Annotated in this window: 13 protein-coding genes; 8 read left to right on the top strand and 5 right to left on the bottom strand. The window is 75.2% G+C overall.

What is annotated here, in order from left to right; all coding sequences use genetic code 11:
• Position 1 precedes the first annotated feature (1 nt).
• The 5 genes from ACFFRH_RS34485 to ACFFRH_RS34505 are packed head-to-tail and all read right to left on the bottom strand — an operon-like array spanning position 2 to position 7,408.
• Complete coding sequence (locus tag ACFFRH_RS34485) at positions 2-760, bottom strand: thioesterase II family protein (RefSeq protein ID WP_386161590.1); 759 nt, start codon at positions 758-760, stop codon at positions 2-4.
• Positions 757-3,846, bottom strand: coding sequence for a condensation domain-containing protein (locus tag ACFFRH_RS34490; RefSeq protein ID WP_386161591.1), 3,090 nt, complete (start codon positions 3,844-3,846; stop codon positions 757-759). The genes ACFFRH_RS34485 and ACFFRH_RS34490 overlap by 4 nt, the downstream gene beginning before the upstream one ends.
• A 19-nt stretch (positions 3,847-3,865) precedes the next feature.
• A complete protein-coding gene (locus ACFFRH_RS34495) occupies positions 3,866-4,546 on the bottom strand; it encodes an LOG family protein (protein WP_344744983.1) in 681 nt (226 codons plus the stop codon).
• Positions 4,547-4,556: 10 nt separating this feature from the next.
• On the bottom strand, positions 4,557-5,909 hold the full coding sequence (ccrA, locus tag ACFFRH_RS34500) for a crotonyl-CoA carboxylase/reductase (protein ID WP_386161593.1): 1,353 nt from the start codon (positions 5,907-5,909) through the stop codon (positions 4,557-4,559).
• Positions 5,906-7,408 carry an amino acid adenylation domain-containing protein gene (locus ACFFRH_RS34505; protein ID WP_344744984.1) on the bottom strand — a complete coding sequence of 501 codons (1,503 nt, stop codon included), beginning with the start codon at positions 7,406-7,408 and terminating at the stop codon, positions 5,906-5,908. Before ACFFRH_RS34505 ends, ccrA begins: the two co-directional genes overlap by 4 nt.
• A 143-nt stretch (positions 7,409-7,551) precedes the next feature.
• On the opposite strand from ACFFRH_RS34505, the gene ACFFRH_RS34510 reads away from it, so the two are divergent.
• From ACFFRH_RS34510 to ACFFRH_RS34545, 8 genes are read left to right on the top strand one after another with little or no spacing between them, the layout of a single operon-like run.
• Entirely contained in the window at positions 7,552-12,018 is a 4,467-nt protein-coding gene (locus ACFFRH_RS34510; RefSeq protein WP_386161596.1) for an SDR family NAD(P)-dependent oxidoreductase, read from the top strand.
• Positions 12,015-13,712: a fatty acyl-AMP ligase gene (locus ACFFRH_RS34515; protein ID WP_344744986.1), complete on the top strand. Its 1,698-nt coding sequence runs from the start codon at positions 12,015-12,017 to the stop codon at positions 13,710-13,712. Before ACFFRH_RS34510 ends, ACFFRH_RS34515 begins: the two co-directional genes overlap by 4 nt.
• Positions 13,709-16,849, top strand: a complete 3,141-nt coding sequence (locus tag ACFFRH_RS34520) for a type I polyketide synthase (protein ID WP_344744987.1) — start codon at positions 13,709-13,711, stop codon at positions 16,847-16,849. Before ACFFRH_RS34515 ends, ACFFRH_RS34520 begins: the two co-directional genes overlap by 4 nt.
• Entirely contained in the window at positions 16,846-18,507 is a 1,662-nt protein-coding gene (locus ACFFRH_RS34525; protein WP_344744988.1) for an amino acid adenylation domain-containing protein, read from the top strand. Before ACFFRH_RS34520 ends, ACFFRH_RS34525 begins: the two co-directional genes overlap by 4 nt.
• Before the next feature lie 8 nt (positions 18,508-18,515).
• The gene (locus tag ACFFRH_RS34530; RefSeq protein WP_386161599.1) at positions 18,516-21,674 is read left to right on the top strand and encodes a non-ribosomal peptide synthetase; all 3,159 of its coding nucleotides are present in this window, start codon (positions 18,516-18,518) and stop codon (positions 21,672-21,674) included.
• Between the two features lie 13 nt (positions 21,675-21,687).
• Positions 21,688-22,113: an aspartate 1-decarboxylase gene (panD, locus tag ACFFRH_RS34535; RefSeq protein WP_344744990.1), complete on the top strand. Its 426-nt coding sequence runs from the start codon at positions 21,688-21,690 to the stop codon at positions 22,111-22,113.
• Entirely contained in the window at positions 22,113-22,448 is a 336-nt protein-coding gene (locus tag ACFFRH_RS34540; protein WP_386161600.1) for an acyl carrier protein, read from the top strand. Before panD ends, ACFFRH_RS34540 begins: the two co-directional genes overlap by 1 nt.
• Positions 22,429-26,736 (top strand): non-ribosomal peptide synthetase, encoded by a 4,308-nt coding sequence (locus ACFFRH_RS34545; RefSeq protein WP_386161601.1) that lies wholly within the window; start codon positions 22,429-22,431, stop codon positions 26,734-26,736. Before ACFFRH_RS34540 ends, ACFFRH_RS34545 begins: the two co-directional genes overlap by 20 nt.
• The last annotated feature ends 44 nt before the right edge of the window (positions 26,737-26,780 follow it).

Below are 26,780 nucleotides of genomic sequence, written 5' to 3' on the forward strand. Positions count from 1 at the left end.
GTCAGACCTCCAGGTCGCGGATGATGTGGCCGAGCAGCTCCGCCCGGCGCTCGTGCAGGAAGAAGTGGTCGCCGTCCAGCACCCGGAGCCGGAAGTCCCCGCCGGTGTGCGGGCCCCACAGCAGGGCCTCGCCGGGCGAGACGATCTCGTCCCCGTCGCCGGTGTAGACGGTCAGCGGGCACGTCAGCGGCGGCTCGGCCGCGGGCAGGTAGGTCTCGGTCACCCGCAGGTCGGCCCGCACCCGGGGCAGTACCACCGCCAGCAGCCGGGGGTCGTCCAGCGGCAGGCCGCCGCTGCCGCCCAGGTGGCGCATCCAGGCCACCAGCTCGCCGTCGGGGGCGTCGTGGACGGCGGGGGCGCGCGGGCCGTCCGGCGCGCCGGCCGCCGCGGCCAGCAGCGCCCGGGGAGCGGGCGCGCCCCTCCGCCGCAGCTCCCTGGCCAGCTCGAACGCCACCCAGGCGCCCATGCTGTAGCCGAACAGCGCGTACGGCCGCCCCAGGTGCGGGGCCAGGGCACCGGCGAGCTCGGTGACCAGGCCGGCCATCGCCGTGTGCGGGGCCTCGCGGAACCGGCGCTCGCGCCCCGGCAGGTGCACCGGCACCACCTCCACCGTGTCCGGCAGCAGGCCGGCCCACTGCTGGTACTCCACGGAGCCGCCGCCCGCGTACGGCAGGCAGAACAGCCGGAGCGCGGCCCGCGGCCGGGGGGCGGGGAAGCTCACCGCCCGCGCCGCGCGGTCGAGCACGCGCGTCGTCGTCATGCCGTCACCTCGATGGGAAGGCCGGGGTCGTTCACCAGGGCGGTGATCCACCGTTCCAGCTCGGCGGCCATCGCGGCGACCGTCTCCGGGCGGAACAGCGCCGTGTCGTACTCCAGCACCGCCCGCGCCGAGCCGCCCAGGTCGGTGACCTCCAGGGCGAGGTCGAACTGCGAGGTGCCCAGCGGGGTGACCAGCCGCTCGGCCGTCACCCCCGGCAGCCCGTCGTCGGCCGACTCCAGCAGGCGCTCGTCGTGCAGGGTGAACAGCACGTCGAACGGGGCCCCGCGGCCCAGGCCCAGCTCCGCGGTGAGCCGCGACAGCGGCAGCTCCTGGTGCTCGTAGGCGCCGAGCAGGCTCTGCCGCACCCGGCCGACGACCTCGGTGAAGGTGCGTGCCCCGCCCAGGTGCGTGCGGACGGCCACCGTGTTGACGAAGTGCCCGACCAGGTCGGCGACCTCGGTCCTGGACCGGCCGGAGACCACCGAACCGACCACCACGTCCCGGGTTCCGGCGCGGTGGGCGAGCCAGACCTTGAACGCGGCCAGGTAGACCATGTGCGGTGTGGTGTCGGTGGCGCGGCACAGCTCCCGGACGTCGACCGGCAGGTCGAACGCGTGCTGGGAGCCCTGGAACAGCGGCCGCCTCGGGCGTGGCAGGTCGGTGGGGAGCGCGGTGCCCTTCGAGCCCGCCAGCCGCTTCCGCCAGTAGTCCACCAGGCCGGCCAGCCGGTCGCCGGTGAGCGACTCGCGTTCCCAGACGGCGAAGTCGACGTACTGCACACCGGGCGGCGCCGGTTCCACGGTGCCACCGGTGCCGTCCCCGCCCTCGGCCCGCAGGCGGTAGAAGGCGCACAGCTCCCGCCAGAAGACCGCCGTCGACCAGCCGTCGAAGACGATGTGGTGCACCAGGACGAGCAGCACGTGCTCGGTGGGGGAGATCCGGTACAGGACGGGCCGCAGCAGCGGGCCCGTGGCGAGGTCGAACGGCCTGCGGTACTCCTCCAGGACGAGCCCGGCGGCGTCGGCCGTCTCCACCACGGGCAGCGGCACCGGCGCCGGGTCGGCCACCCGCTGCACCGGCCCCCGCCTGGTCATCGTGAACGTGGTCCGCAGCGACTCGTGCCGGGCGGTCACCCGCCCGATCGCCCACTCCAGCGCCTCGACGTCCAGCGGGCCGCGCAGCCGGAACGCGTGCGGCGCGTTGTAGGCGGGACTGCCGGGGGCCAGCTGGTTGAGCACCCACAGGCTCTCCTGCGCGTGGGAGAGCGGGTAGGTGGCGCCAGGTGTCCTGGGCACCGGGCGCGGCCCGGTCCCGGTGGGCCCGGCCAGCCAGCCGGCCAGCTCGGCGGGCGTCAGGTGGTGGAAGACGTCGGAGATGGACACCTCCACGCCCAGCCGGTCCTGGATCCGCATCGCCACCTGGACGGCGGCCAGCGAGTGGCCGCCCAGGTCGAAGAAGTCGTCGTCCGGGGCGATCTCCCCGGGGTCCAGGCCCAGCACCTCGCTCCAGATGCCGGTGACGGCCTCCAGCAGCTCGGCCGGCGCCCGTCCGGTGACGGACTCCGGCGACCCGGCCGGTGCCCGTCCGGCCGCGGCCGCCGGGACGCCGTCGCCTGTCACGACGCCGGGGCGCGGCTCCCACGGCACGGCGCCGACGGGACGGCCCGGGTCCTCGGTCACGAAGTCCAGCACCCGCAGGTAGCCCTCGGCGAGCCAGGCGATCGTGGCCTCGTCGAACAGGCCGGTGGCGTACCGCAGCAGGCCGGAGATCTCGCCGTCCGCGGCGACCAGCTCCAGCTCCACGTCGAAGCGGACGGTCCGCTGGTCGAGGGGGTACGTCGACAGGGCGAGATCGCCCAGCCGCAGCAGCATGCCCCGCTCGCCCGCGGAGGAGGCGCCCAGTGGCGAGACCGCCTCGGGCGACTCGGGCGACACAGCCCGGACGATCTCCCCCCGCTGCGAGGCGCGCAGCGTGAACGCCACGTCGAACAGCGGGGAGCGGCTCGGGTCGCGGTGCGCGCCCAGCCGCTCCACCAGCAGCGGGAACGGGTAGTCCTGGTTGTCCAGGGCCCCGAGCACCGCCTCCCGGGTGCGGCCGAGCACCTCGGAGAACCCGGGGTCCCCCGACAGGTCGGCGCGCAGCACGACCGGGTTGACGAAGTACCCGGCCACGCCGGAGAACTCGGGGCGGCTGCGGCCGGAGGTCCAGGTGCCGAGCAGGAAGTCGTCCTGGCCGGCCGCCCTGCCCAGCAGCACCTGGAAGGCGGCCAGCAGCGTCGTGTACAGCGTGGAGCCGCCCCTCGCGGCCAGCTCCCCGACCGCCGCCGACCGCTCCGCGCCCAGCCGGAAGGCGTACGAGGAGCCGTGGAAGCCCTGGTCGGCGGGGCGGGGCCGGTCGGCGGGCAGCGCCAGCACCGGCGGCGGGTCCGCCAGCAGCCCGGTCCAGTACGCCTCCATCCGGGCACCGTCGGGACCGGCCAGCATCGCCGCCTGCCACGCCACGAAGTCGGCGTAGGTCGCGGCGGGCGGCGCGCCGGACGGCTCGGCCCCGCCGCGCAGCGCCGTGTACGCCTGCCCGAGCTCCTCCAGCAGCTGGAACAGCGACCAGCCGTCGATCGCGATGTGGTGGGTGACCCACAGCAGCACCGGCGCCGCCGCCGGGCGCCGCACCAGCACCACCCGCAGCACCGGTCCTCGTTCCAGGTCGAACGGGCGGGCCGCCTCGGCGCCCAGCAGGCCGGCGAGGTCCTCACCCGGCGCGAGGTCGGCGAGGCGGAAGTCCAGGCCGCCCTCCGGGGAGACCCGCTGCACCGGGGTGCCCTTGACGTGCCCGTACGTCGTGCGGAAGATCGAGTGCCGGGCGACCAGCCACTCGAACGCGCCGCGCAGCGCGCCCGGGTCGGCGTCGTCGTGCACCGTCCACGCGAACGGCATGTTGTAGGCGACGCTCGCCTCCCCGCGCACGCGGTCCATGAACCACAGGGACTGCTGGCCGTACGAGAGCGGGAAGGGCGCGGCGCCCGACCTCATCAGCCTGGCGAGCAGGGCACGTTTGTCCGCCGGGGACAGCGGCGCTCGGGTCTCCATCGGTTCCTCCAGTAGGGGGTCAGGCCGCCGGGACGGCCAGTCGCTCGACGAGGGAGACGGCGGCCTCGGGGGAGGGGACGCAGTGGAACACCGGCTGCCCGGCGTGGGCGACCAGCTCGTAGCGCCGCAGCGTCTCGACGAGGCTGACGAAGCCGTCCCAGAAGCCCTCGGTGTTCACCAGGACGAGCGGCTTCGCCGACCTGCCCAGGTAGGTGGCGGAGATCACCTCAAGGATCTCGTCCAGCGTCCCGTAGCCCCCGGGCAGCGCGATGAAGGCGTCGGAGCCGCGCAGCATGTGCTCCTTGCGCCGGTGCAGGGTGTCGGTCAGCTGCGTCTCCTGGACCGGCGCGGCGATCGCCCGCTCCCGCTCGTACAGGAAGCGCGGGATGATGCCCCGGATGGCCGCGCCGCTCTCCGACGCCGCCCAGGCCACCTCGCCCATCAGGCCGGAGCCGCCGCCCCCGTAGACGAGGTGGTGGCCGCGTTCGCCGATGAGCCTGCCGGTGGTCCTGGCCGTGTCGACGATGGCCCGCGAGTTGCTCCGTCCCGCGCCGCAGAAGACGCAGATGTCCAGCGGCCCGCCGCTCCCGCCGGCCGGCGGCGTGTCGGCCCGGCCGGCCGGCGGCGTGCCGGGCCCGCCCTCCGGTGGCTCGCCGGACCCGCGCACGCCCGCGCCGGGTTCGAGGGTTGTCGAGGTCATGGCTTTCTCCTTACGAGGACCGGTAGCGCGTGATCGCCGGCAGGTGCCGCTCGCGGAGCTCCTGGTCGCGCACGCCGAGACCCTCGGCGGGGGCGAGGCAGAGAACGCCGATCTTGCCCTGGTGGATGTTGCGCCGGACGTCGTACACGGCCTCGGCGCTCTGCTCCAGGGGGTAGCTGCGTGACAGGGTCGGGTGGACGCGCCCCTGGGCGACCAGCCGGTTGGCCTGCCAGGCCTCGTGGTAGTTGGCGAAGTGCGTGCCGACGACGCGCTTGAGGCTCATCCACAGGTACCGGTTGTCGAAGGAGTGCATGAACCCGGTGGTGGAGGCGCAGGTCACGATCGTCCCGCCGCGGCGGCAGACGTAGACGCTCGCGCCGAAGGTCTCCCTGCCGGGGTGCTCGAACACGATGTCGGGGTCGTCGCCGCCGGTCAGCTCGCGGATGTGCCCGCCGAAGCGCCGCCACTCGGCGACGTCGGGGGTGTGCTCGTCCTGCCAGAAGGAGTACCTCTCGGCGGACCTGTCGATGATCAGGGAGGCGCCCGCCCTCCTGGCCAGCTCCGCCTTCTCGGGGGAGGAGACCACGCAGACCGGGGTGGCGCCGCCGTTCAGCGCGTACTGCGTGGCGTAGGAGCCGAGCCCGCCGGAGGCGCCCCAGATCAGGACGGTGTCGCCCTGCTTCATGGCCGCGCCGTTGCGCGAGACCAGCTGCCGGTAGGCGGTGGAGTTGACCAGCCCCGAGCAGGCCGCCTCCTCCCAGGTCAGGTGGGCGGGCATGGGCATCAGCTGGTTCGCCTTGACCAGCGCGAGCTCCGCCAGGCCGCCGAAGTTGGTCTCGAAGCCCCAGATCCGCTGCTGCGGGTCGAGCATCGTGTCGTCGTGTCCCTCGGGGTCCTCCAGCTCCACCGACAGGCAGTGCGCGACGACCCGGTCGCCCGGCCTCCACCTGGTGACGCCGGGGCCCACCCGCAGCACCACGCCGGAGACGTCGGAGCCGAGCACGTGGTAGGGCAGGTCGTGGCGGCGGGCCAGCTCGCTGCGGCGGCCGTAGCGGCGCAGGAACCCGAAGGTGGCCACCGGTTCGAAGATCGCCGACCAGACGGTGTTGTAGTTGACCGAGCTGGCCATCACCGCGAGCAGCGCCTCGCCGGGCCCGACCTCGGGGGTGGCGACCTCCTCGACGTGCAGCGACTTGCGCGGGTCCTTGTCGTCGCTGCGCATCCCGGCGAACATGTCGACCTCGTCGGCGTGCACGGTGACGCCCCAGTAGGACTCCGGCACGGCCAGCGCCGCGAAGTGGCCGGGGTCGCTCTCGCCGGACAGGACGGCGTCTCTGATCGCGTCGGTCATCGAGTCGGTCATCGCGTCGCCTCCAGGGCGAGTCGGTCGAGCTTGCCGTTGGGGTTCAGGGGCAGGACGGCGACGGTGCGGAACCGGGCCGGGATCATGTGCGCGGGCAGCCGTTCCCCGCACAGGGCGCGCAGCTCGCGGGGGGAGACCGGCTCGCCGACCAGGTAGGCGGCGATCAGCGGCTCGCCGCCCGGCGGGGTCCGCACGATCACGGCCGCGTCGGTCACGCCGGGGGTGTTCCGCAGCACGGCCTCGATCTCGCCCAGCTCGACGCGGAATCCGCGGATCTTGACCTGGGAGTCGATGCGGCCCAGATACTCGAACGACCCCGACTCCAGCTGCCGCACCAGGTCCCCGGTGCGGTACCAGCGCCGCTCCCCGTCGCCCAGGTCGGCCAGCGGGAACCTCTCGGCGTTGAGCTCCGGGCGCCCGACGTAGCCCGCGGCCAGCCCGGTGCCGCCCACCCACAGCTCGCCCTCGGCGCCGGTCGGCACCGTGCGGCCGTCCGCGCCGACGACGGCGGTACGGACGTGGCGCAGCGCCCGGCCGATGTTCGTGGGCCCGGAGGTGTCCTGCACCGTCGCGCGGTCCACGACCGTGCAGGTGGAGAAGACGGTCGTCTCGGTGGGGCCGTAGATGTTGACGATCTCCTCGCGCCCGCCGGTGAGGTCCATCCACGCGCGGATGGTGTCGCGGTCGATGGCCTCACCACCGAAGATCAGGTAGCGCAGCGCGAGCGGGCGGGGGCTCTGCTCCATCGCCCAGGCCAGGTACTTGAACATGCTGGGCACCTGGCAGAGCACGGTCACCCGTTCGGCGTCCAGCGTCTCCAGCAGCAGCCGGGGGTCGCGTCCGGCCGGGACCGGGACGGCCACCACGCGCCCGCCGTGCAGCAGCGCCCCCCACATCTCCCAGACGGAGAAGTCGAAGCAGTGGCTGTGGAACCAGCTCCACACGTCGTCCCCGCTGAAGGAGAACCGCTCGCGGGCCGAGCGGAACAGCTCCAGCACCGCCCCCTCGGGGGTGGCGACGCCCTTGGGCGTCCCGGTGGAGCCGGAGGTGTAGATGATGTGGGTGGGGATCTCCGGGGAGCGCCGGGCGGGCGGCAGGACGTCCCCGCCCGAGGTCGCGCCGGTGACCTCGATCCTCGGCACCCCGGCGAAGGGCCACGGCCCGTCCGGGTCGGCGCAGATCGCGCGCAGCCCGCTGTCGCCGGCCATGAACCGCACCCGCTCGGCGGGGTAGTCGGGGTCGAGGGGGACGTACGTGCAGCCGTGGCCGATCACCGCCACGACGGCGGCGACGACCCGCCAGGAGCGCCGCATGAAGACCCCGACCCGGTCGCCGGGGACGAGCCCCAGCTCGTCGAGCGAGCGGCGGATCCCGGAGGCGGCGTCCGCCAGCTCGGCGTAGCTCACGGATCGGTGTTCGTCGGTGACGGCGAGCGCGTCGGGCCGCCGCAGCACGTGCTCGTAGAAGGCCGAGGCCAGGGAGCCGAATTCTTCGTCCACAGGTCAGGACGATCTCCAATGGCACGACCCATGGGTATTCGTCGGCGGGCTAGGCTTCCCCCGGCGACCCGGCCTGGAGACTAGGTGCCGTCCGCGCCCTGCGGCGGAAGACGCCGGCGCCGCGCCTGGCGATGCTTCTCGGCATGAACGGTGTCGTTTTCGTCTTCCCCGGCCAGGGTGCCCAGTGGCGCGGCATGGGAAGCGCCCTGCTGGAGCAGGAACCGGCCTTCGCCGCGGCGATCCGGGAGTGCGAGGTCGCGCTCGAACCGTATCTGGACCGATCCGTCACCGACGTACTCGCGGGCAGGGCCGACGCCGACCGGATCGACGTCGTCCAGCCCGCCCTCTTCGCCCTGCAGGTCGGGCTGGCCCGCCTGTGGGAGGCCAACGGCGTCGTGCCCGCCGCCGTGGTCGGGCACAGCCTGGGCGAGGTCGCCGCCGCGCACGTGGCGGGCGCGGTGACCCTCCGGGAGGCGGCCAGGATCGTCGGCGTCCGCAGCCGCCTCTACCGCAGGCTCAGCGGGACGGGCGCGATGGCGCTGCTCGGCCTCGGCTGGGAGGAGGCCGCCGCCGTGGTCGCCGAGCAGAACGACCGGCGCGGCGGCCGCATCTGCCTGGCCGCCTCCAACGCGCCCGGCTCGACCGTGGTGGCCGGCGACCACGACGCGGTCCACGCGCTCGTCGAGCAGCTCCGCTGGGAGGACGTCTTCTGCCGCCTGGTCGGCGCCGACGTCGCCGGCCACAGCCACCACGTCGACCCGCTCCTGCCCGAACTGCGCGACGCGCTGGCCGCCCTGGCGCCGGTCCCGGCCACGGTCCCGCTCTGGTCGACCGTCACCGGCCGCCCCGGCACGCCGCCCGACGCCGCCTACTGGGGCCGCAACCTGCGCGAGCCCGTCCTGTTCTGGCCGGTGATCCGGCAGCTGCTGGCCGCGGGACACGACACGTTCGTCGAGCTCAGCCCGCATCCCACCCTGCTGTCCGGACTGCGCGACGTCGACGCCCTGCTGCTGCCGTCCGTGCACAAGGAGGACGCCGACGCCTTCGCGGGCTCCCTCGCCCGGCTGCGCGAGGTGCGGCTGAGCGCGGACGGCCCCCTGGGCGACCACCGGGTCGAGGGCCGGCCGGTCTTCCCCGGCGCCGGGTACGTGGCGGCCGCCCTGGAGCACTCGGACGCGCTGGCCGGGGTGGAGTTCCACGTCCCGCTGGTGCTGGACGTCCCGCGCCGCCTGGGCGCCGTCCTCGACGGCGACGCGATCGACCTCGTGGTAGAGGGGCGCGCGCACGCCTCGGCCTGCTGCACGACCCCGGAGCCCGCGGCCGCCCTGGACCTTTCGCTGATCAGGTCCCGCTGCGCCGCCCGGGTCGGCGCGCGGGAGCTCTACGCGGGCTTCGAGGCCAGGGGCATGCAGTACGGCCCCGCCTTCCGGCGGGTCGAGGAGGTCTTCGCCGTCCCCGGCGAGTCCCTCGCCCGCCTGCGCGCCGTTCCCCCCGCCGCCGCGGCCGGGCCCTACCGCCTGGACGTGGCACTGATCGACGCCTGCCTGCAGGCGGCGGCGCCCGCCCTCGGCGACGGGGACGGCCTGCTGCTGCCCAGCGCGGTGGCCCGGGTGTCGGTGCTGGGCGAGGCCGGCACGGCCCGCTGGGCGCACGCCAGGGTCACGGGAGCGGGTACGGGCACGCGAGGGGGCGCGAGCGGCGGATCCGAGGGCGGGACGGACGTGCTGCTCAACGTCGACGCCTGCGACGAGGACGGCCAGGTCGTCCTGGCGCTGCGCGGGGTGCGGCTGCGGGGCATCGAGCGCGAGAGCGGGATCGGCGGCTGGACGTACACCACGCGCTGGGTGCCGGTGGAGCCCGGCGGCGCCGAGCCGTTCGACGGCGTGGTCCACCGGGTCGAGCCGGGACGGCCCGCCGAGGAGGCCCTGCGGTCGCTGCTGGAACTGGTCCAGGAGATGGCCGCCGAGCCGGAGCCGGGACGGCTGTGGGTGGTGACCAGGAACGCCCAGCCGGTGGAGCCGGGCGCCCCGGTCGACCCCGACGCCGCCGCCGTGTGGGGGATGGCCCGTACGGTCAGGCACGAGCACCCCGAGCTGCGCTGCGTCCTGATCGACCTGGACGCCGAGTACGACCCGTCCACCTGGACCCCGGCCGGGAGCGAGCCGCCGACCTGGAGGCTGGGGGAGGAGAACGAGGTCGCCCTGCGGGGCGGCAGGGCGTTCGCGCCCCGGCTCACCCCGCGACCCGCCGGGCCGCGCGGCCCGCACCGGCTCGTCCAGCGCGTCCAGAAGGATCTCGCCACCCTGACCCTGGTCGAGGAGGACCCGGCCGAGGAGGGCCTGTCAGGGCGGGACCTTTCCGGGTCGAACCTGGCCGGGCGGGGCCTGTCCGCAGGGGAGTCGGCGGGGAGAGAGCCGGCCGGGCGTGACCTGGCCGGGCAGGACCGGGCCGGGCGAGGTCCGGTGGGGGCGACCCCCGGAGGTGCTTCCTCCGGAGCCGCCCTCGCCGGGAAGACGCCCGCCGGGGACCTTCCCCGTCCGCCGGGGGCGGGGAAGGTCCGGATCCGGGTGCACGCCGCCGGGCTCAACTTCAACGACGTGCTGCGCGGGATCGGCATGCTGGGCGAGCAGCCCGAACCCCTCGGCTACGGCCTCGAGTGCGCCGGGGAGGTGACCGCCGTCGGCGACGGCGTCACCGGCCTCGCCCCGGGCGACCGGGTGGCGGCCCTGGTCGCCGAGATCGGCGCGATGGCCTCGCACGTCACCGTGGACGCCCGCCTCGCCGTGCCCATCCCCGCCGACCTCGGCTTCACCGAGGCGGCGACGCTGCCCGCGGCGTACGTCACCGTGGTCTACGGCATGGAGCGGCTGGCCCGGCTTGAGGCCGGGGACCGGGTGCTGATCCACGCCGCGGCCGGAGGCGTCGGCCAGGCGGCGGTGCGGCTGGCCCGGCGCGCGGGCGCGGAGGTCATCGCCACCGCCGGCTCGCCCGGCAAGCGGGTGTGGCTGCGGGAGCGGGGCGTGAAGCACGTCTTCGACTCGCGCTCGCTGGACTTCGCCGACCGGGTCATGGAGGTCACCGGCGGCGCCGGGGTCGACATGGTGGTCAACTGCCTGGCCGGGGAGGCCGTGGACGAGGGCCTGCGCGTCCTGGCGCCCTTCGGCCGGTTCGTGGAACTCGGCAAGCGCGACATCGCGGAGAACCGGCCGCTGCCGCTCGCGCCGTTCGCCAAGAGCCTGTCCTTCCACGCGGTGGAGGCGTTCTCGCTGGCGGGGCGGCGCCCGGCACTGGTCGGGGCGATGCTGCGCGAGGTGGTGGACGCGGTCGCGGACGGCACGCTCGACCCGCTGCCGGTGACGGCCTTCCCCGCGGCCGAGGCCGAGGCGGCGTTCCGCCACATGGCCTCGGCCCGGCACATCGGCAAGGTGGTCCTCACCTTCGACCGGCCCCGGCTGCGCGCCGACGGCACCTACCTGGTCACCGGCGGTCTCAGCGGTCTCGGTCTCGCCGCGGCCGAGGGCCTGGTACGGCAGGGCGCCCGGCACCTCGCCCTGATGGGCAGGAACGAGCCGGGCCCGGACACCCGGGAGCGGATCGCCGCGCTGCGCGAGGAGGGCGTGCGGGTCACGGTCCTCGCCGCCGACGTCGCCGACGCGGCCGCGCTGGAGGCCGCCCTCGACGGCCTCCGCGCCCAGGGGCCGCCCCTGCGCGGCGTCCTGCACGCCGCCGGGGTGCTGCGCGACCGCACGATCACCGCCACGGACTTCGACGCGGTACGCGAGGTGCTGCGCCCCAAGGTGGACGGCACCCGCAACCTGCACCGGCTCACCTGCGGCGACCCGCTGGAGCTGTTCGTGCTGTTCTCCTCGGCGGCCGGGCTCCTCGGCTCCGGCGGCCAGGCCGGCTACGCGGCGGCCAACGCCTTCCTGGACGGCTTCGCGCACTGGCGCAGGGGGCAGGGCCTGCCCGCCACCAGCGTCGACTGGGGCGTCTGGTCGGAGATCGGGCTCGCCGCCCGGCCCGACCGGGCGGGCCGGCTCGCGGACCGGGGCATGGGCTCCATCGACCCCGCGTCGGGACTCCGGATCCTGGCCGGCCTGCTCGCGGAGTCACCGGCCCAGGTCGCGGTCGTCCCCCTGGACGCCCCCGCCTGGTTCGCGCACAACCCGGGACAGGAACGCTGGTCGATCTTCGCCGGCCTGGCGGGCGGCCACACCGCGACCGGCCCGCTGAGCGTCACGACCCCCGAGGAGCTGCAGAGGGCGCTCACCGAGTGGGTGGCGGGCGTGCTGCGCACCTCCCCGGCCGCGATCGACCCCGAGGTGTCGCTGACCCGCCTCGGCCTGGACTCCCTGATGGCCGTCGAGCTGCGCAACCTCCTGGAGGCCCGGCTCGGGGTGCGGCTGCCGACCCCCGCCTTCCTCGACGGCCCCACCGTCGCCGAGCTGGCCGGACGGGTGAGCGCCCACCTGGGAGAGCGGCCGGCCGGGGGAGACCCCGTGGCGGACGCCCGCGACCCGATGGCGGCGCGGCTGGACGCCCTGTCCGACGCCCAGGTGGACGCCCTGCTGGACGAGCTTCTCAACGACCACATCGGAGGAATGGCATGACATCTCATGATTCGGTGCTGGCGTCCCTGCTGGGCACCGCCGACGAGCACGGCGAGCGACCGGCCCTGACCTTCCTGGGCAGGGGTGAGCGCACCGGGTGGACCTTCGCCGAGCTGGCCCTGCGCGCCCGCCAGGTCGCCACCCGCCTCACCGAGGCCGGCGCGTGCGGCGAGCGCGTGCTCCTGGTCTGCCCCTCCTCCATCGAGTACGCGCCCGTCTTCTACGGCTGCATGCTCGCCGGAGCCGTGCCCGTGCCCGTCTACATGCCCTCCCTCGCGCACTTCAGGTCGGCCTGGTCGAAGATCGCCTCCATCGCCCGCGACTCCGGCGCCGCCTACGCCGTCGCCCCCGAACCGCTCCCCGACGCGGGCGCGCTGGAGGCCCTGCCCGGGTTCCGCGGCTGGCTGCACTTCGCCGACCTGCTCCGCGGCGACGCCGCCGGCCACTGGTCGCTGCCCGCCCCCGGGGACCTGGCGTTCCTGCAGTACACCTCGGGCTCCACCGGCAACCCCAAGGGCGTCATGGTGACCCACGGCGGCCTGACCCACAACGCCCGCGCGGTGGCCGCCGCCGTCGGCGCCACCCACGAGACCACCACGGTCTCCTGGCTGCCGCTCTACCACGACATGGGGATCATCGGCTCGCTGGTGTCGCCGCTGCTGTGGGGCGCCCACGTGGTCAAGATGTCCCCGCAGGCGTTCGCGGCGCAGCCGGTCGGCTGGCTGCGGGCCATCTCCGAGTACGGCGGGCAGCTCTCCTACGCGCCCAACTTCGCCTACGAGCTGTGCGCCCGCAAGGTCACCGACGCCGAGCTCGCCACCCTGGACCTGAGCGGCTGGCGGGTGGCGATCAACGGCGCCGAACCGCTCAGGTCGGCCACCCTGCGGCGCTTCGCCGAGCGGTTCGCGCCCGCCGGGTTCGACGCCTCGGCCCTGCGCGTCGGATACGGCATGGCCGAGACCACCCTGGTGGTCTCCACCGCGAGGCTGGACGTCGCCGACCCCGGGGTCCGGGTGGGGGAGCGCGCCTACGTCCGCTGCGGCACCCCGCTGCGGGACATGACCGTCGAGATCGCCGACCCCGCCACCGGCCTGCCCTGCCCGCCCGGCGAGGTGGGCGAGGTGTGGGTGTCCGGCCCCTCGGTGGCGGACGGCTACTGGCAACGCCCCGACGCCACCGCCGAGACCTTCCACGCCCGCCTGCCGGGACGGCCGGAGAGCTTCCTGCGCACGGGAGACCTCGGCGTGCTGGACGGCGGCGACGTGGTCGTCGTCGGCCGGCACAAGGACCTGATCGTCCTCAACGGGGTCAACCACTATCCCCAGGACGTCGAGTACACCGTCGAGCGGGTCAGCCCCGCCGTGCGGGGCGGCTGCGGCGCCGCGTTCGCCACCGAGCCCACCGGCGACGTGCCGCAGGCCGAGGCCGCGGTGGTGGTCGCCGAGGTCACGGCGAGGAACGCCGGGAACCTCGACGAGCTGATCACCGAGATCCGCCTCGCCGTGGCCAGGGAGCACGACGTGATGCTCGACGGGGTGTTCCTGGTCGAGCCGCGCAGCGTCCCCAAGACCACCAGCGGCAAGATCCGGCGCCGAGAGTGCCGCGCGATGCTGCTGGACGGGGAGTTCACCGTGCTGGCCGGATGGACCTCGCCCGCGCTCGCGGGCACCGGCCCGGTGGCGGCCCTGCGATGAACGTCCAGGACCTGCTGATCTCCCTGGTCGCCGAGCGCACCGGCCTGGCCGGCGTCGACGCCGACCGGCTGTTCATCGACTGCGGCATCGGCTCCGCCGACGCGGTCGCGCTCGCGGCCGAGCTGGAGGCCCGGCTGGGGCTCCCGCTGCCCACCACCGTCTTCTACGACCACCCCAGTCCCCGCGCGCTGGCGGCGTACCTGACCGCGTCGGTGCCGTCAGCGTCGGTATCGGAGGCGTCGGCGCGGCGGCTCGGGCGGGAGGCCGCCCACTCCCTCGAACCGGTGGCGATCGTCGGCATCGGCTGCCGCCTCCCCGGCGCCGACGGCCCCGGCGACTTCTGGAGGCTGCTCGCGGACGGCGTCGACGCGGTCGGCGCGGTACCGGGGGAGCGGGCCGCTCGGCACCCGGGCTGGCGCGAGCCTGGGGTGGGCGAGGGCGGGTTCCTGCCGGACGTGGAGGCGTTCGACCCGGCGTTCTTCACGGTCAACGCCCGCGAGGCCGAGGCGATGGACCCGCAGCAGCGGATGCTGCTGGAGGTCGCGCACGAGTCCCTGCAGGACGCCGGGCTGCGCCTGGAGGGCCCGGCCGGCCTGGCCGGGACCCAGGTCGGCGTGTTCGCCGGCATCAGCAGCGGGGACTTCCTGGTCCGCAGCTTCTCCGGGGCGGCCGAGCCCGGCCTCTACACCCCGACCGGCGTGGCGCACAGCGTGGCCGCCAACCGCATCTCCTACGTCTTCGACCTGCACGGCCCCTCGATGTCGGTCGACACCGCCTGCTCGTCGTCGCTGGTCGCCGTCCACCAGGCGGTGACGGCCCTGCAGACGGGCCAGTGCGACACCGCCCTCGCCGGCGGGGTCAACGCGATCCTCTCTCCCGACATCGGCCTGTGCTTCCGTACGGCAGGGGTGCTCGCCCCCGACGGCCGCTGCAAGTCCTTCGGGGCCGGAGCCGACGGCATGGGCCGCTCCGAGGGCGCCGTCATGGTGACGCTCAGGCGCCTGGGCGACGCGCTCGCCGCCGGGGACCGGATCTACGCCCTCATCCGGGGCGGCGCGGTCAACAGCGACGGGCGTACCAACGGGCTGATGTCGCCGAGCGCCCCCGCGCAGGCACGGCTGCTGCGCGCGGCGTGCCGGGCGGCCGGGGTCGACCCCGGCGACGTCGGCTACGTCGAGGCGCACGGCTCGGGCACCCGGCTGGGCGACCTGATGGAGCTGCGCGCCCTGTCGGAGGTGATGGGCACCACCGCCGGGCGCCGTACCCCGCTGCGGATCGGCTCGGTCAAGAGCAACGTGGGCCACCTGGAGGCCGCGGCGGGCGCGGCCGGGCTGGCCAAGCTGGCCCTGGCGCTCTTCCACGGCACGCTCCCGGCCAGCCTGCACGCCACGAGGCCGGCGGAGGACTTCGACTGGTCCGGTGGCGGGCTGCGCGTGCAGGGGCGTCTCGAACCCTGGACCGGACGGCTGGCCGGGGTCAGCTCCTTCGGCTTCGGCGGCACCAACGCCCACCTGATCCTGGAGGCGCCCCCGTCCCCCGCTCCGATCCCGCCTCCGTCCCCGGTCCCTTCCCCGTCTCCGGTCCTGTCTGCGGTCCCGGCTCCCTCCCCGTCCCCGTCCCTGTCTTCGATCCCGGTCCCGGTCCTGTCCCCGTCTTCGGTCCCGGTCACGCCGGGATGTGCGGGCGCGGTCCCGGGAGAGGCGTCCCCGCAGGCCCGCGCCCGTCCCCGGCGGCAGGTCCGGGAGGACTGCGAGGGCCTGCCTCCCGACGAGATGTGGTCGTATCCGAACAGGTCCGCGAAGTCTTCGGCTCCCACCGGGACGTTCTCCTTCGAGGGGACCGGGAAGACGGCTCCCGTGGCCTCCTCTGGCAGGCGCCACTACCTGCCGCTGTCGGCGCACACCCACGCCGCGCTGCGGGAGCTGGTCGCGCGGTGGCGGGCCGCGCTGCGCGACCCGGGGCTGGACCTGGCCGCGGCCTGCCGCACGGCGGGGGACCGGCGTGACCACCACGCCCACCGGGTCGGGGTGACCGGCGCCGACGCCGCCGAGCTGGACCGCGAGCTCGACAGGGCGCTGACCGACCTGGCCGCCGCGACACCCGGCGGCACCGCCCCGGGCGGCCTGGCCTTCGTCTTCGCCGACGAGCCGTACACCGACGAGCCGTACGCCGGCACGTCTCGCACGTCTCGCACGTCCGCCGAACGCGCCCCTTCCTCCGCTTCCTCCACTTCCTCCGCTTCCGCCGGGCTCGCCGGGCTCGGCAGGCTCGGCAGACTCGCCGATCTCGCCGACGAGCTGCGCCGGGCGGGCATCCGTCCCGGCCTGGTGATCGGCCACGGCGCGGGGGAGGTCGCCGCCGCCCGCCACCGCGGCGTGCTGGCGCCCGCGGCCGCCGACGCCGTGGCCCGGCACCGCGCCCGGCTGCTGGCCGGGCTGCCGCCCGTGCACGCCCTGCGGGTCCGGCTGGCGCGCAGGCTGGCGGAGGCCCTGTGCGCCCGCGTCGGCCCCGCGCTCGCGGTGGCCGCGGTGGAGGACCCGCAGACCTGCGTCATCGTCGGCCCCCGGGACGCGCTGGCCGCTCTGGCCGCGACCCTCTCCGCCGGGGACGTGCTCTGCGGGGACCTCGGACCCGCCACCGCCGACCACAGCGGGCTGGCCGGGCCGCTCGCCGCCGAGCTGGCGGCGGACCTGGAGGGACTGCCTGTCAACGTGGGGGATACGGCGTCGCTGTCGACGCTCACCGGCGAGCCGATCGACGGCCGCGCGCAGGGCGCCGGGTACTGGGCGCGTCACCTGGCCGGGCCGAGCCTGCTCGGCGACGCGCTCGCCGGCGCGCTGGAGCGGGGCGTACGCACCTTCGTGGAGATCGGCCCCGTGGGACTCGGCCCCCGGCTGCGCGGCGTCGCGGGCGGCAGGCGGGCCCGCGTGGTGCGCTGCGCCGCAGCGAGCGACCTGCCCGGCGTGCTGATCCGGCTGTACGAGCTCGGCCACGACCCCGACTGGGCCGCGCTCAACCCGCCGGGGGCGGTGACGTCCATCCCGCTGCTTCCCTGGTCCCGTGACTGGTCCGCCCCCCTTCCCCCGGCTTCCCCGGCCGGTCCCGTGACCGCCGTTCCCCAGGAGGTGACCGCATGAGCACCGTCGAGACGGCTCGACCGGGAGAGGGTGGCGTGGACGCCGTCCCGTACGAGGCGGGCCGGACAGGGGACGGCGGTGTGGATGCCGTCCCGTACGAGGCGGGCCGGACGGAGGAGGGCGGTGTGAGCACCGTCCTGCACGAGGTGGCCCGCCAGGTGGAGCGCACGCCCGGCGCGCTCGCGGCGATCGACCCGGGCTCCGAGATCACCTACGGACGGCTCGCCGCCCGCGCCGGCGCGGTGGCCCGCGCCCTGCGGGACCGGGGCGTACGCCCGGGTGACGTGGTCGGCGTCGCGCTGCCCCGCTCCGCCGACTACGTGGCCGTGATCCTGGGCCTGTGGCAGGCAGGCGCGGTCTTCCTGCCCCTCGACCCGGCCCTGCCGCCCGAGCGGCTCCGCTTCCAGCAGGAGCAGGCGGGCATGAGCCTGCTCCTCGACCGCCTGCCCCCCGAGGAAAGCACCCGGGAGCCGGGAGCCGGGGACGCGCGGGAGGCAGGGGAGGCGCGGCCGGAAGGCGAGGGGACACCGGGCACCGCGAAGACGCCCGAGCCTCGAGACGACGCGTACCGGCTGCCGGCCGGTGACGTCCGGCCCGAGCAGTGCGCGTACGTGATGTTCACCTCCGGCTCCACCGGGCGGCCGAAGGCGGTGCGGGTCTCGCACGCCTCGCTGCACAACTGCGTGCGGGCCGTCGCCGAACTGCTCGCCCCCGGCCCCGCCGACCGGTACGCCGCGAACCAGACCTTCTCCTTCGACATCTCGCTGCTGGAGATGTTCGTCCCGCTCGGCCACGGCGGCGCGACCCTGGTGACCTCCGAGGCGCTGCAGGCCGACCCCGGCCGGCTGGTGGCCTGGCTGGAGGGGCAGGGCGTCACCGTCGTCCACGCCACCCCCACCGCCTGGCACGCGCTGCTGCCGCACCTGACGCCGGGGCGCGAGGCGTTGCAGGCCGTCTGCGGCGGCGAGGTGCTGACCGCGCGGCTCGCCGCCGAGCTGGCCCGCCACGCCGGGCGCGTCTGGAACTTCTACGGTCCCACCGAGGTCACCGTGTGGTGCACCGCCGGGCTCGTGGACGCGGCGGAGCCCGACCCGCTGCCGGTGGGCAGGCCGCTGGCCGGCTACCGCGTCGTCGTGCTCGGCGACGACGGCGAGCGGGTGCCGGACGGCGCGCAGGGCGAGATCCACGTCGGCGGGCGCGGCGTGGCCCTCGGCTACGGCGGCGCCCCCGAACTCACCGCCGAGCGGTTCTTCGACCACCCCGAGCACGGCAGGCTCTACCGGACCGGCGACCTGGGGCGGCTGCGCCCCGACGGGCAGCTGCGCTTCGACGGGCGCCGCGACCGCCAGGTGCAGCTGCGCGGCTACCGGATCGAGCTGGGCGAGATCGAGGCCGTGGCGCAGGAGCATCCGCTGGTCGAGCTGGCCGCCGCGCACGTCGTGGCCGGGGCTGCCGGGGGGGACGGGGTGGCCGGGGCGGACGGGAGCCTGCTGCTGTTCGCCCAGGGAGGCGTCACACCCCGGGCGCTGCGCAAGCACCTCGCCGCCCACCTGCCCTCGTACATGATCCCCGCCAGGATCGACGTGCGCGGCGCCTTCCCGCTCACCCCCACCAAGAAGATCGACCGCGTCGCGCTGCTGGCGTCGGCGAACCGATAGGAGAAGTCGTGGCCGGATTGCACGAGCTGGTCGAAGCCCAGGTGGAGCGGACCCCGCACGCCGTGGCCGTCATCGACGCCGACGGCAACACCCTCACCTACCGCCAGCTGGAGCGGCGCGCCAACCAGCTCGCCCACCACCTGCGCGACCTGGGAGTGGTCGCCGACACCCCCGTGGCGGTGTGCGTGCACCGGGGACTGGACCTGGTCATCGCGCTGCACGGGATCCTCAAGGCCGGTGGCGCCTACCTGCCGGTCGACCCCGACGCGCCGCCCGCGCGGGTGCGGCTCATGCTCGCCGAGGGCGCGGTGCCGGTGTCTGTGGGCGAGCAGGCGCTCGCCCACCTGCTGCCCGGCGACATCACCCGCGTCGTGCTGCTCGACCGCGACAGCGAGCTGATCGACGACCGGCCGGTCACGCCCCCCGGCTCCGGGGTGCGCCCTGACCACCTGGTCTCCCTCTACTACACCTCCGGCTCGACGGGCACGCCCAAGGGGGTGGCCAGCACCCACGGGGGGTGGGTCAACCGGATGCGGTGGATGCAGGCCGAGCACCGGCTCGAACCCGGCGAGACCGTGCTGCACAAGACGACGCTCAGCTTCGACGACTCGGCCGTGGAGGTGTTCTGGCCGTTGTCGGTCGGCGGCGTGGTGGCGATCCTGCCGCCGGGCGAGCACCGCGACCCGGTCGCGCTGCTGGAGGCCACCCTCCGCTTCGGCGCCGCGGTGGTGCAGTTCGTGCCCAGCATGCTCTCGCTGTTCCTGGAGGCGCACCGCAGGGCCGGGCTGCCGCCGCTGCCGCACCTGCGCCACGTGGTCTCCAGCGGGGAGGCGCTCACCGCGCCGCTGGCCCTCGCCTTCCACGAGCAGATCGGCCTGTACGGGTGCCGCCTGCACAACCAGTGGGGCGCCACCGAGGTGTCGATCGACTCCACCCTGTACACCTACGACCCGCACGACCCGCACGCCGGCCCGGTCGTCTCCATCGGGGCGCCCTTCACCGGCAACACCGTGCACGTGCTGGACGAGGCCGGGGAGCCCGTACCCGACGGCGAGGCGGGCGAGCTGTTCATCGGCGGGATCGGACTGGCGCGCGGCTACCACCGCAGGCCCGCGCTGACCGCCGAGCGCTTCCTGCCCGACCCGTACGGCCCGCCCGGTTCGCGCCTCTACCGCACCGGCGACCTGGGACGGCGCCGCCCCGACGGCGCCCTGGACTTCCTCGGCCGCACCGACCACCAGGTCAAGATCCGCGGTGTCCGGGTCGAACTGGGCGAGATCGAGGCCACCCTGGACGCCCACCCGGCCGTCCGGCGGTCCGCCGTCACGGTCACCGGGGAGCGGCTGCTCGCCTACGTCGTCGCCTCGGACACCGGCCCCGGCAGCGTCCCCGGCGCCGCCCCCGGAGCCGTCCCGGACCCGGCGGAGCTGCGGGCCCACCTCGCCGACCGGCTTCCCCCGTACCTCATCCCCGCGCAGATCGCGGTGATCGGCGAGATGCCGCTCACCACCAGCGGCAAGGTCGACCGGGCCGCGCTGCCGGAGATCGTCGCGCCCGCAGAGCGGTCCGAGGGGCGGCTCCCGGTCACTCCCGTGCAGAAGACGCTCGCCGCGATCTGGGCCGACGTCCTCGACCTGGACCAGGTGTGCCTGGACGACAACTTCTTCGAGCTGGGCGGCAACTCGCTGCTCGCCACCCAGGTCATGTTCCGCATCCAGGACGACCTGCGCATCGACTTCCCGCTCTACCTGCTGTTCTCCGCCGAGTCGCTGGAGGAGCTGGCCGAGGAGGTGGCCGAGACCCGCGCCGAACAGCTCCCGCCGCTGCCGCGCGCCTCCCGCGAGGGGCCGCTGCCGCTCTCCTACGGCCAGGAGCGCCTGTGGTTCCTGCACCGGCTGGCGCCCGGCTCGACCGCGTACAACGTGCCGACCGCCTGCCGCCTGCACGGCCGCCTCGACGTGGCGGCGTTCCGCCAGGCGTTCGACGAGCTGGTCGCGCGGCACGAGATCCTGCGCACCCGCTACGTCGAGAGCCCCGACGGGATCCCGGAGGTGCGCATCGACGCCCGGGGACCCCGGCTCACGGTGGGCAGCGCGCCCGGCGAGACCCGCATCGCCCGCGAGAGCGCCGCCTCCGACGCCCTGCAGGCCGACTGGGACGAGCCGTTCGACCTCGCCGCCGCCGCGCCGGTGCGGGCCAGGCTGACCAGGCTGGACGACTACGAGCACGTCTTCTCCATGGTCGTCCACCACATCGGCTACGACGCGGGCTCCGAGCAGGTGTTCTGGCAGGAGCTGGCCACCCTGTACGAGGCCGCGCTGTCCGGCCGGCCCGCCGTGCTGCCCGAGCTCGCCGCCCAGTACGCCGACTACGCCGCCTGGCAGCGCGAGCAGAGCGCGGGCGGCGAGCAGCTCGACTACTGGCGCGGCCAGTTGGCCGGGCTCACCCCGGTGGAGCTGCCCCTGGACCGGCCCCGGCCGCCCCTGCAGACCTACGCGGGCGCCAGGACCCCCTTCATGATCGAGGAACGGGTCACCGAGCAGCTGCGCGCGCTCAGCCGGGAGGCGGGCACGACGCTCTTCGCCGCCCTGCTCGGCGCGTTCCAGGCCACCCTCTTCCAGGCCTGCGGCGGCGACGTCGCCGTGGGCTCCCCGGTGCCCGGCCGAACCCGGCCGGAGACCGAGCAGATGGTCGGCTTCTTCGCCAACACGCTGGTGCTGCGCACCCCCTGCGGCGGCGACCCGACCTTCGCCGAGCTGCTGGAGCGCGTCCGCGAGGTCGTCCACGGCGCCTACGCCCACCAGGACGTCCCGTTCGAGCGGCTGGTCCAGGCACTGCGCCCGCCGCGCCGCCCCGGCCGTACCCCGTTCTTCGACGTCATCTTCAACGGCGTCCCGCTCAGCGCGCTCACCGGCGCCGAGAGCGTGCGCCTGCCCCAGCTGACGGTGACCCCCATCGACCTGGCGACGCGCACCACGGTCGCCGACCTCGTCTGCTCGGTCGCGGAGACCCCGGACTCGATCATCGGCGAGGTCGCCTACAACACCGGCCTGTTCGACGGACCCACCGTCGAGGGCCTGGTGGATGCATGGCTGCATCTGCTGGGAGCGGCGGTGCGCGAACCGCACGCGCCGCTCTCGGCACTGTCACCGGTCCCCCATGCGTGAACGGAAGTCCGAGATGCTGCGCACGATGTTCAAATCCAAGATCCACCGAGCGACGGTCACCCACGCCGACCTGCACTACGTCGGCTCGGTGACGATCGACGAGAACCTGATGGACGCCGCCGACCTGCTGGAGGGAGAGCAGGTGGCGATCGTCGACATCACCAACGGGGCCCGCCTGGAGACGTACGTCATCACCGGCGAGCGCGGCAGCGGGGTGATCGGCATCAACGGCGCCGCCGCCCACCTGGTCTCGCCGGGGGACATGGTGATCCTGATCTCCTACGGCCAGTACTCGGGCGGCGAGCTGCCGGGCCACCGGCCCAGGGTCGTCCACGTGGACGGCACCAACCGGATCGTCGACGTCGACCACGACCCGGCCCGCCCGGTACCGGGCGCCGAAGACCAGCTCGCGCCCGCGGGCGCGGCGAGGAGACCATGATGAGCACGCCCACGCACACCTCCGTCCAGTCCGTCCAGTCCGTCCAGCGGGCCCTGGCCGACGACTGGGCGACGCTGCTCGGCCTGGACGCCGTCGGCCCCGACGACGACTTCTTCGAGGCCGGGGGACACTCGCTGGTCGCCGTGCAGATCGTCGCCCGGATCCGGGCGCGGCACGGCGTCGAGGTCCCGGTCGCCGACGTGTTCACCTACCCGACGGTGGGCGAGCTCGCCCAGGTGGTCGCCGGGATGCTGGAGGCCGGGACGTCCCCGTCACTCCCATCGCTCGCGCCGTTGTCGCCGCTGGAGGTGGAAGGTGCCGGTCGCAGCGCCTGAGACGCCCATGACCGGGGTGCCGCTGTCGTACACCCAGGAACGCATGTGGCTCGGCCACCAGCTCGACCCGGCGGGCACGGAGTACAACGTGTGCCTGGCGCTGCGGCTGCGCGGCACGCCGGACGTCCCGGCGCTCGCCGGGGCGCTCGGCGACGTCGTCGCCCGCCACCAGGTCCTGCGCACCGTCTACGCGAGCGCCGGCGGGCTGCCGGTGGCGTCGGTGCTGCCGCCTGCCCCGGTCGCGCTGCCGGTGTACCTCGCGGAGTCGGAGGAGGCGGTCCGCGAGACGGCCGCCGCCGAGGCGCGGCGGCCGTTCGACCTGACGGCGGGTCCGGTGCTGCGCGCCCGGCTCGCCCGCCTGGCCGGCGACGACCACGTCCTGGTGCTCACCGTGCACCACATCGCCTTCGACGAGTGGTCGATGGGGGTGTTCCTCCGCGAGCTCGACGCCCTCTACCGGGCCCGCGCCGAGGGCCTGCCCGATCCGCTGCCCCCGCTGCCCGCCTCCCACGACGAGGTCGTGGCGGCCGAGCGGGCGGCCGACCTGGGGCCCGCCCTGCGGCACTGGCGGACCGCCCTGGCCGGGCTCCCCGTGCTGGACCTGCCCGTCGACCACGTACCCGTCTCCGAAACCTCCGCGCGGGGCGCGGTCGTCACCTTCACCGTCCCCGCGGCGACGGCCGCCGCGCTCGGCGCCGTCGCCAGGCGCTGCCGGGCCACCCCCTACATGGCCGGGCTCGCCGCGTTCGCCGCCCTGCTGTCGCGCCACTGCGGCCAGGACGACGTCGCGATCGGCAGCACCGTCGCCAACCGCGCCACGCCGCACTCCGAGCACCTGGTCGGGGCCTTCTTCAACACCGTCGTGATGCGCGCCGACCTGTCGGGCGACCCGAGCCTCACCGAGCTGCTGCGCCGCACCCGCGCCTACTGCCTGGACGCCCTCACCCACCAGCACCTGCCGTATTCGATGCAGGTCGAGGGCCGCACCCCGCCGTTCCGCGTCCTGTACGAGATGCACGCCGGCCTGGGAGGCGCCACGACGCTCGGGGACCTGGCCGTGGAGCCGTTCGCGTTCCCCGACACCGCCGCCAAGTACGACCTCGCCCTGTCCCTGATGCCCGGGAACGGGAACGGGAACGGGAACGGGGGCGGTGGCGGGGGCCTGGTGGGACACCTCACCTACCGCACCGACCTGTTCGAGCCGGGCACCGCCCGGCGGCTCGCCGAGTCCTTCGTCCACCTGCTCGCCCAGGCCGCGGCCTCGCCCGACGCGCCGCTCGGCACCCTGGAGATCCTCCCGCCCGGCCGGCGCCGGGCGCTGCTCGCGGCCTGCCGAGGTCCGGAACCGCTGGGTCCGCTCGACGCCCGAGCCCACGAGCTCTTCGAACGCCAGGCCCGGCTCACCCCGCAGGCCGTCGCGCTCACCTTCGGCGCCGTCCGGCTGAGCTACCGGGAGCTGAACGCCAGGGCCAACCGGATCGCGCACTGGCTGCGCGGCAGGGGCATGGGCGCCGAGAGCGTCGTCGCCGTCCGCCTCGAACGCTCCGACTGGCTCGTCGCCGCCTTCCTCGGCGTGTGGAAGGCCGGGGCCGCCTACCTGCCGCTCGATCCCGGGCTGCCCGCCGAGCGGCTCGCGTACATGGTCGCCGACTCCGGCGCCCGCCTGGTCCTGGACGACGCGGCGGCCCTGGAGGCCGAGACCTCCGGCTACCCCTGCGACGACCCCGGGGCGACCGGCACGCCGGAGAGCATGGCCTACCTCATCTACACCTCGGGCTCCACGGGCAGGCCCAAGGGCGTCATGGTCCCGCACCGGGGCCTGGTGAACTTCCTGCGCTGGTGCGTGTCCGCCTACGCCGTCGGCGGGGTGGGGGGCGCCCCGCTGTTCTCCTCCGTCGCCTACGACATGGTCGTGCCCAACATCTACACGCCGCTGGTGGTCGGCCAGTGCCTGCACGTCGCGGCCGAGGACACCGCGCTGGACGAGCTGGGCGCCGCCCTGTCGGCCCGGCCGTACGGGTTCGTCAAGCTCACTCCCGGGCACCTGGAGGTCCTGGCGGGGCAGCTCTCCGCCGAGCAGGCCGCGGGCCTGGCCGGGGTCCTGGTGGTGGGCGCCGACGCCTTCCCCAGCCGGGCGCTGGCGTTCTGGCAGGGGCTGGACCCGGCGCCGGTGCTGCTCAACGAGTACGGCCCGACCGAGGCGTCCGTCGCCAACTGCGTGCACACCGTGACCGGCCCGATCGGCGGCGAGCTGGTCCCCATCGGCAGGCCCATCCCCGGCACCAGCATGTACGTGCTGGACGAGGCGATGCGACCGCTCCCGATGGGCGTGCCGGGCGAGCTGTACATCGGCGGCGAGTGCGTGGTGCGCGGCTATCACGGCAGGCCCGCGCTCACCGCCGAGCGCTTCCTGCCCGACCCCTTCGGCGCCCCGGGCTCGCGGCTCTACCGTACGGGCGACCTGGGCAGGCTCCGGGCCGACGGGGAGTTCGAGTTCCTCGGCAGGATCGACGACCAGGTGAAGATAAGGGGGTTCCGTGTCGAACCGGGAGAGGTCGAGGCCGCCCTGGACGAACTGCCGGGGGTCGAGCAGTCGGTGGTCGTCGCCGCCCCCTGGCCCGGGGCCGGGGCCGGCTCCGGGGCCGACTCCGGGCCTGGAACGGGATCCGGATCCGGATCCGGATCCGCGGGACCTGGAGCCGGGGCCGTACGGGAGGGCGGACCCGGTGGCGGGCTCGGTGGCGGATCCGGTGCCGGACCCGGCGCCGGACGCAGGCTCGTCGCCTACGTCGTCGGCACCGCCACGGCGGCCGAGATGCGCGCGGGGCTCGCCCGGAGCCTGCCCGAGTACATGGTGCCCTCGGTCTTCGTGCCGCTGCCCGCGATCCCGCTCAACCGCAACGGCAAGGTGGACCGATCCGCGCTGCCGGAGGTGAACGCCGCCACCGCGCGGGACACGGCGGGGAGCACGGCGGAGGATCCCGCCCCGTCCCGGCCGCGCACCGCCGTCGAGGGGCAGATCGCCGACCTCATCGCGGGACTGCTCGGGATCGGCTCCGAGGACGTCGGCGCGGACGAGGACCTGTTCGCCCGGGGCATCGACTCGCTCGGCGCGGTGCGGCTGATGGCCGGGGTGGAGCAGCGGCTGGGCGTGAAGGTCAAGCTCCGCAAGTTCCTCGCCAACGCCACCGTCAGCGGCCTCGCCACCCTGGTGTCGGCCGCCGTCCCCGACCGGGTCTCCGGGCACCGCTCCGGCCCGGCCCCTGAGCGGGGCCGTGACGCCGGTCCCGACCTCGACCTCGACCTCGACCTTGACCGTAGCCCCGATCCCGATCCCGATCCCGATCCCGATCTCGACCGTGGCCCCGGTCCCGATCTCGACCTCGGCCGTACTCCCGGTCCCGGCCCTGACCTCGACCTCGGCCGCGGTCCCGGGACCGCTTCCGGCGACGTTCGCGGGAGGGCCACGGGGCGCGGGCGCGTCGCCGACCGGGAGGCCGACGCTCCCGCCACCACGCTCCCCGTGATCACCCCGCTGGCCGTGTCCTCGCCCGTCGGCGACCCGCTCTACTGCTTCCACCCGCTCGGCGGTTCCGTGCTCTGCTACGCGGGGCTGGCGGCCAGGCTCGCCACGCACCGGCCCGTCTACGCGCTGCAGGCGCTGGAATCGGGGGTGAACGCCGGCTCGCTGCCGGAGATGGCCGCCACGTACGCCGGGGAAATGACCAGGTCGGGGCTGGACCTGGCGCGTCCGTACACGCTCGCGGGCTGGTCGGCGGGCGGGGTGCTGGCCTTCGAGACGGCGAGGAGACTCCAGGCGCTCGGCCACCGCGTCGACCACGTGGTGCTGATCGACTCGGTGCTGCCCGAGGTGTTCGTGACCGACCTGCTGGACGAACTGGCGGAGCTGGAGGCGCTGATCGACCGGCTGGCCCCGCTGGGGGCGGCCGAGGCCGGGCAGGTCCTGCTCGGCTCGCAGGTGGGATTCTTCGCGGGCCTGGGCATGACACCCTCCCAGGTGGCCGCCTACTACGAGGCGTACGGGCCGGGACTGCTGCGGCTGTGGCGCGACAGCCTGCGCGGCCTGGCCGGCTACCGGGCCGGATGGTTCCACGGCAGGGTCACGCTCCTGGCCAGCGAGCTGCACCCGCCCAAGCTGCGGGCCGTCCAGGAGGCGGGGTGGCGACAGACCGTCTCCGACCTGACCGTCCGCGAGATCCGAGGTGAGCACCACGAGCTCCTGCGCGCTCCGCACGTCGACCAGATCAGCCGTTTCCTCATCCCCTGAGCCTCGCCTCCCGGGCGGAGCACGGTTCCCCGGACGACCGGCGG

The sequence above is a fragment of the Streptosporangium vulgare genome (assembly GCF_042428775.1).
GTDB lineage: Bacteria > Actinomycetota > Actinomycetes > Streptosporangiales > Streptosporangiaceae > Streptosporangium > Streptosporangium vulgare.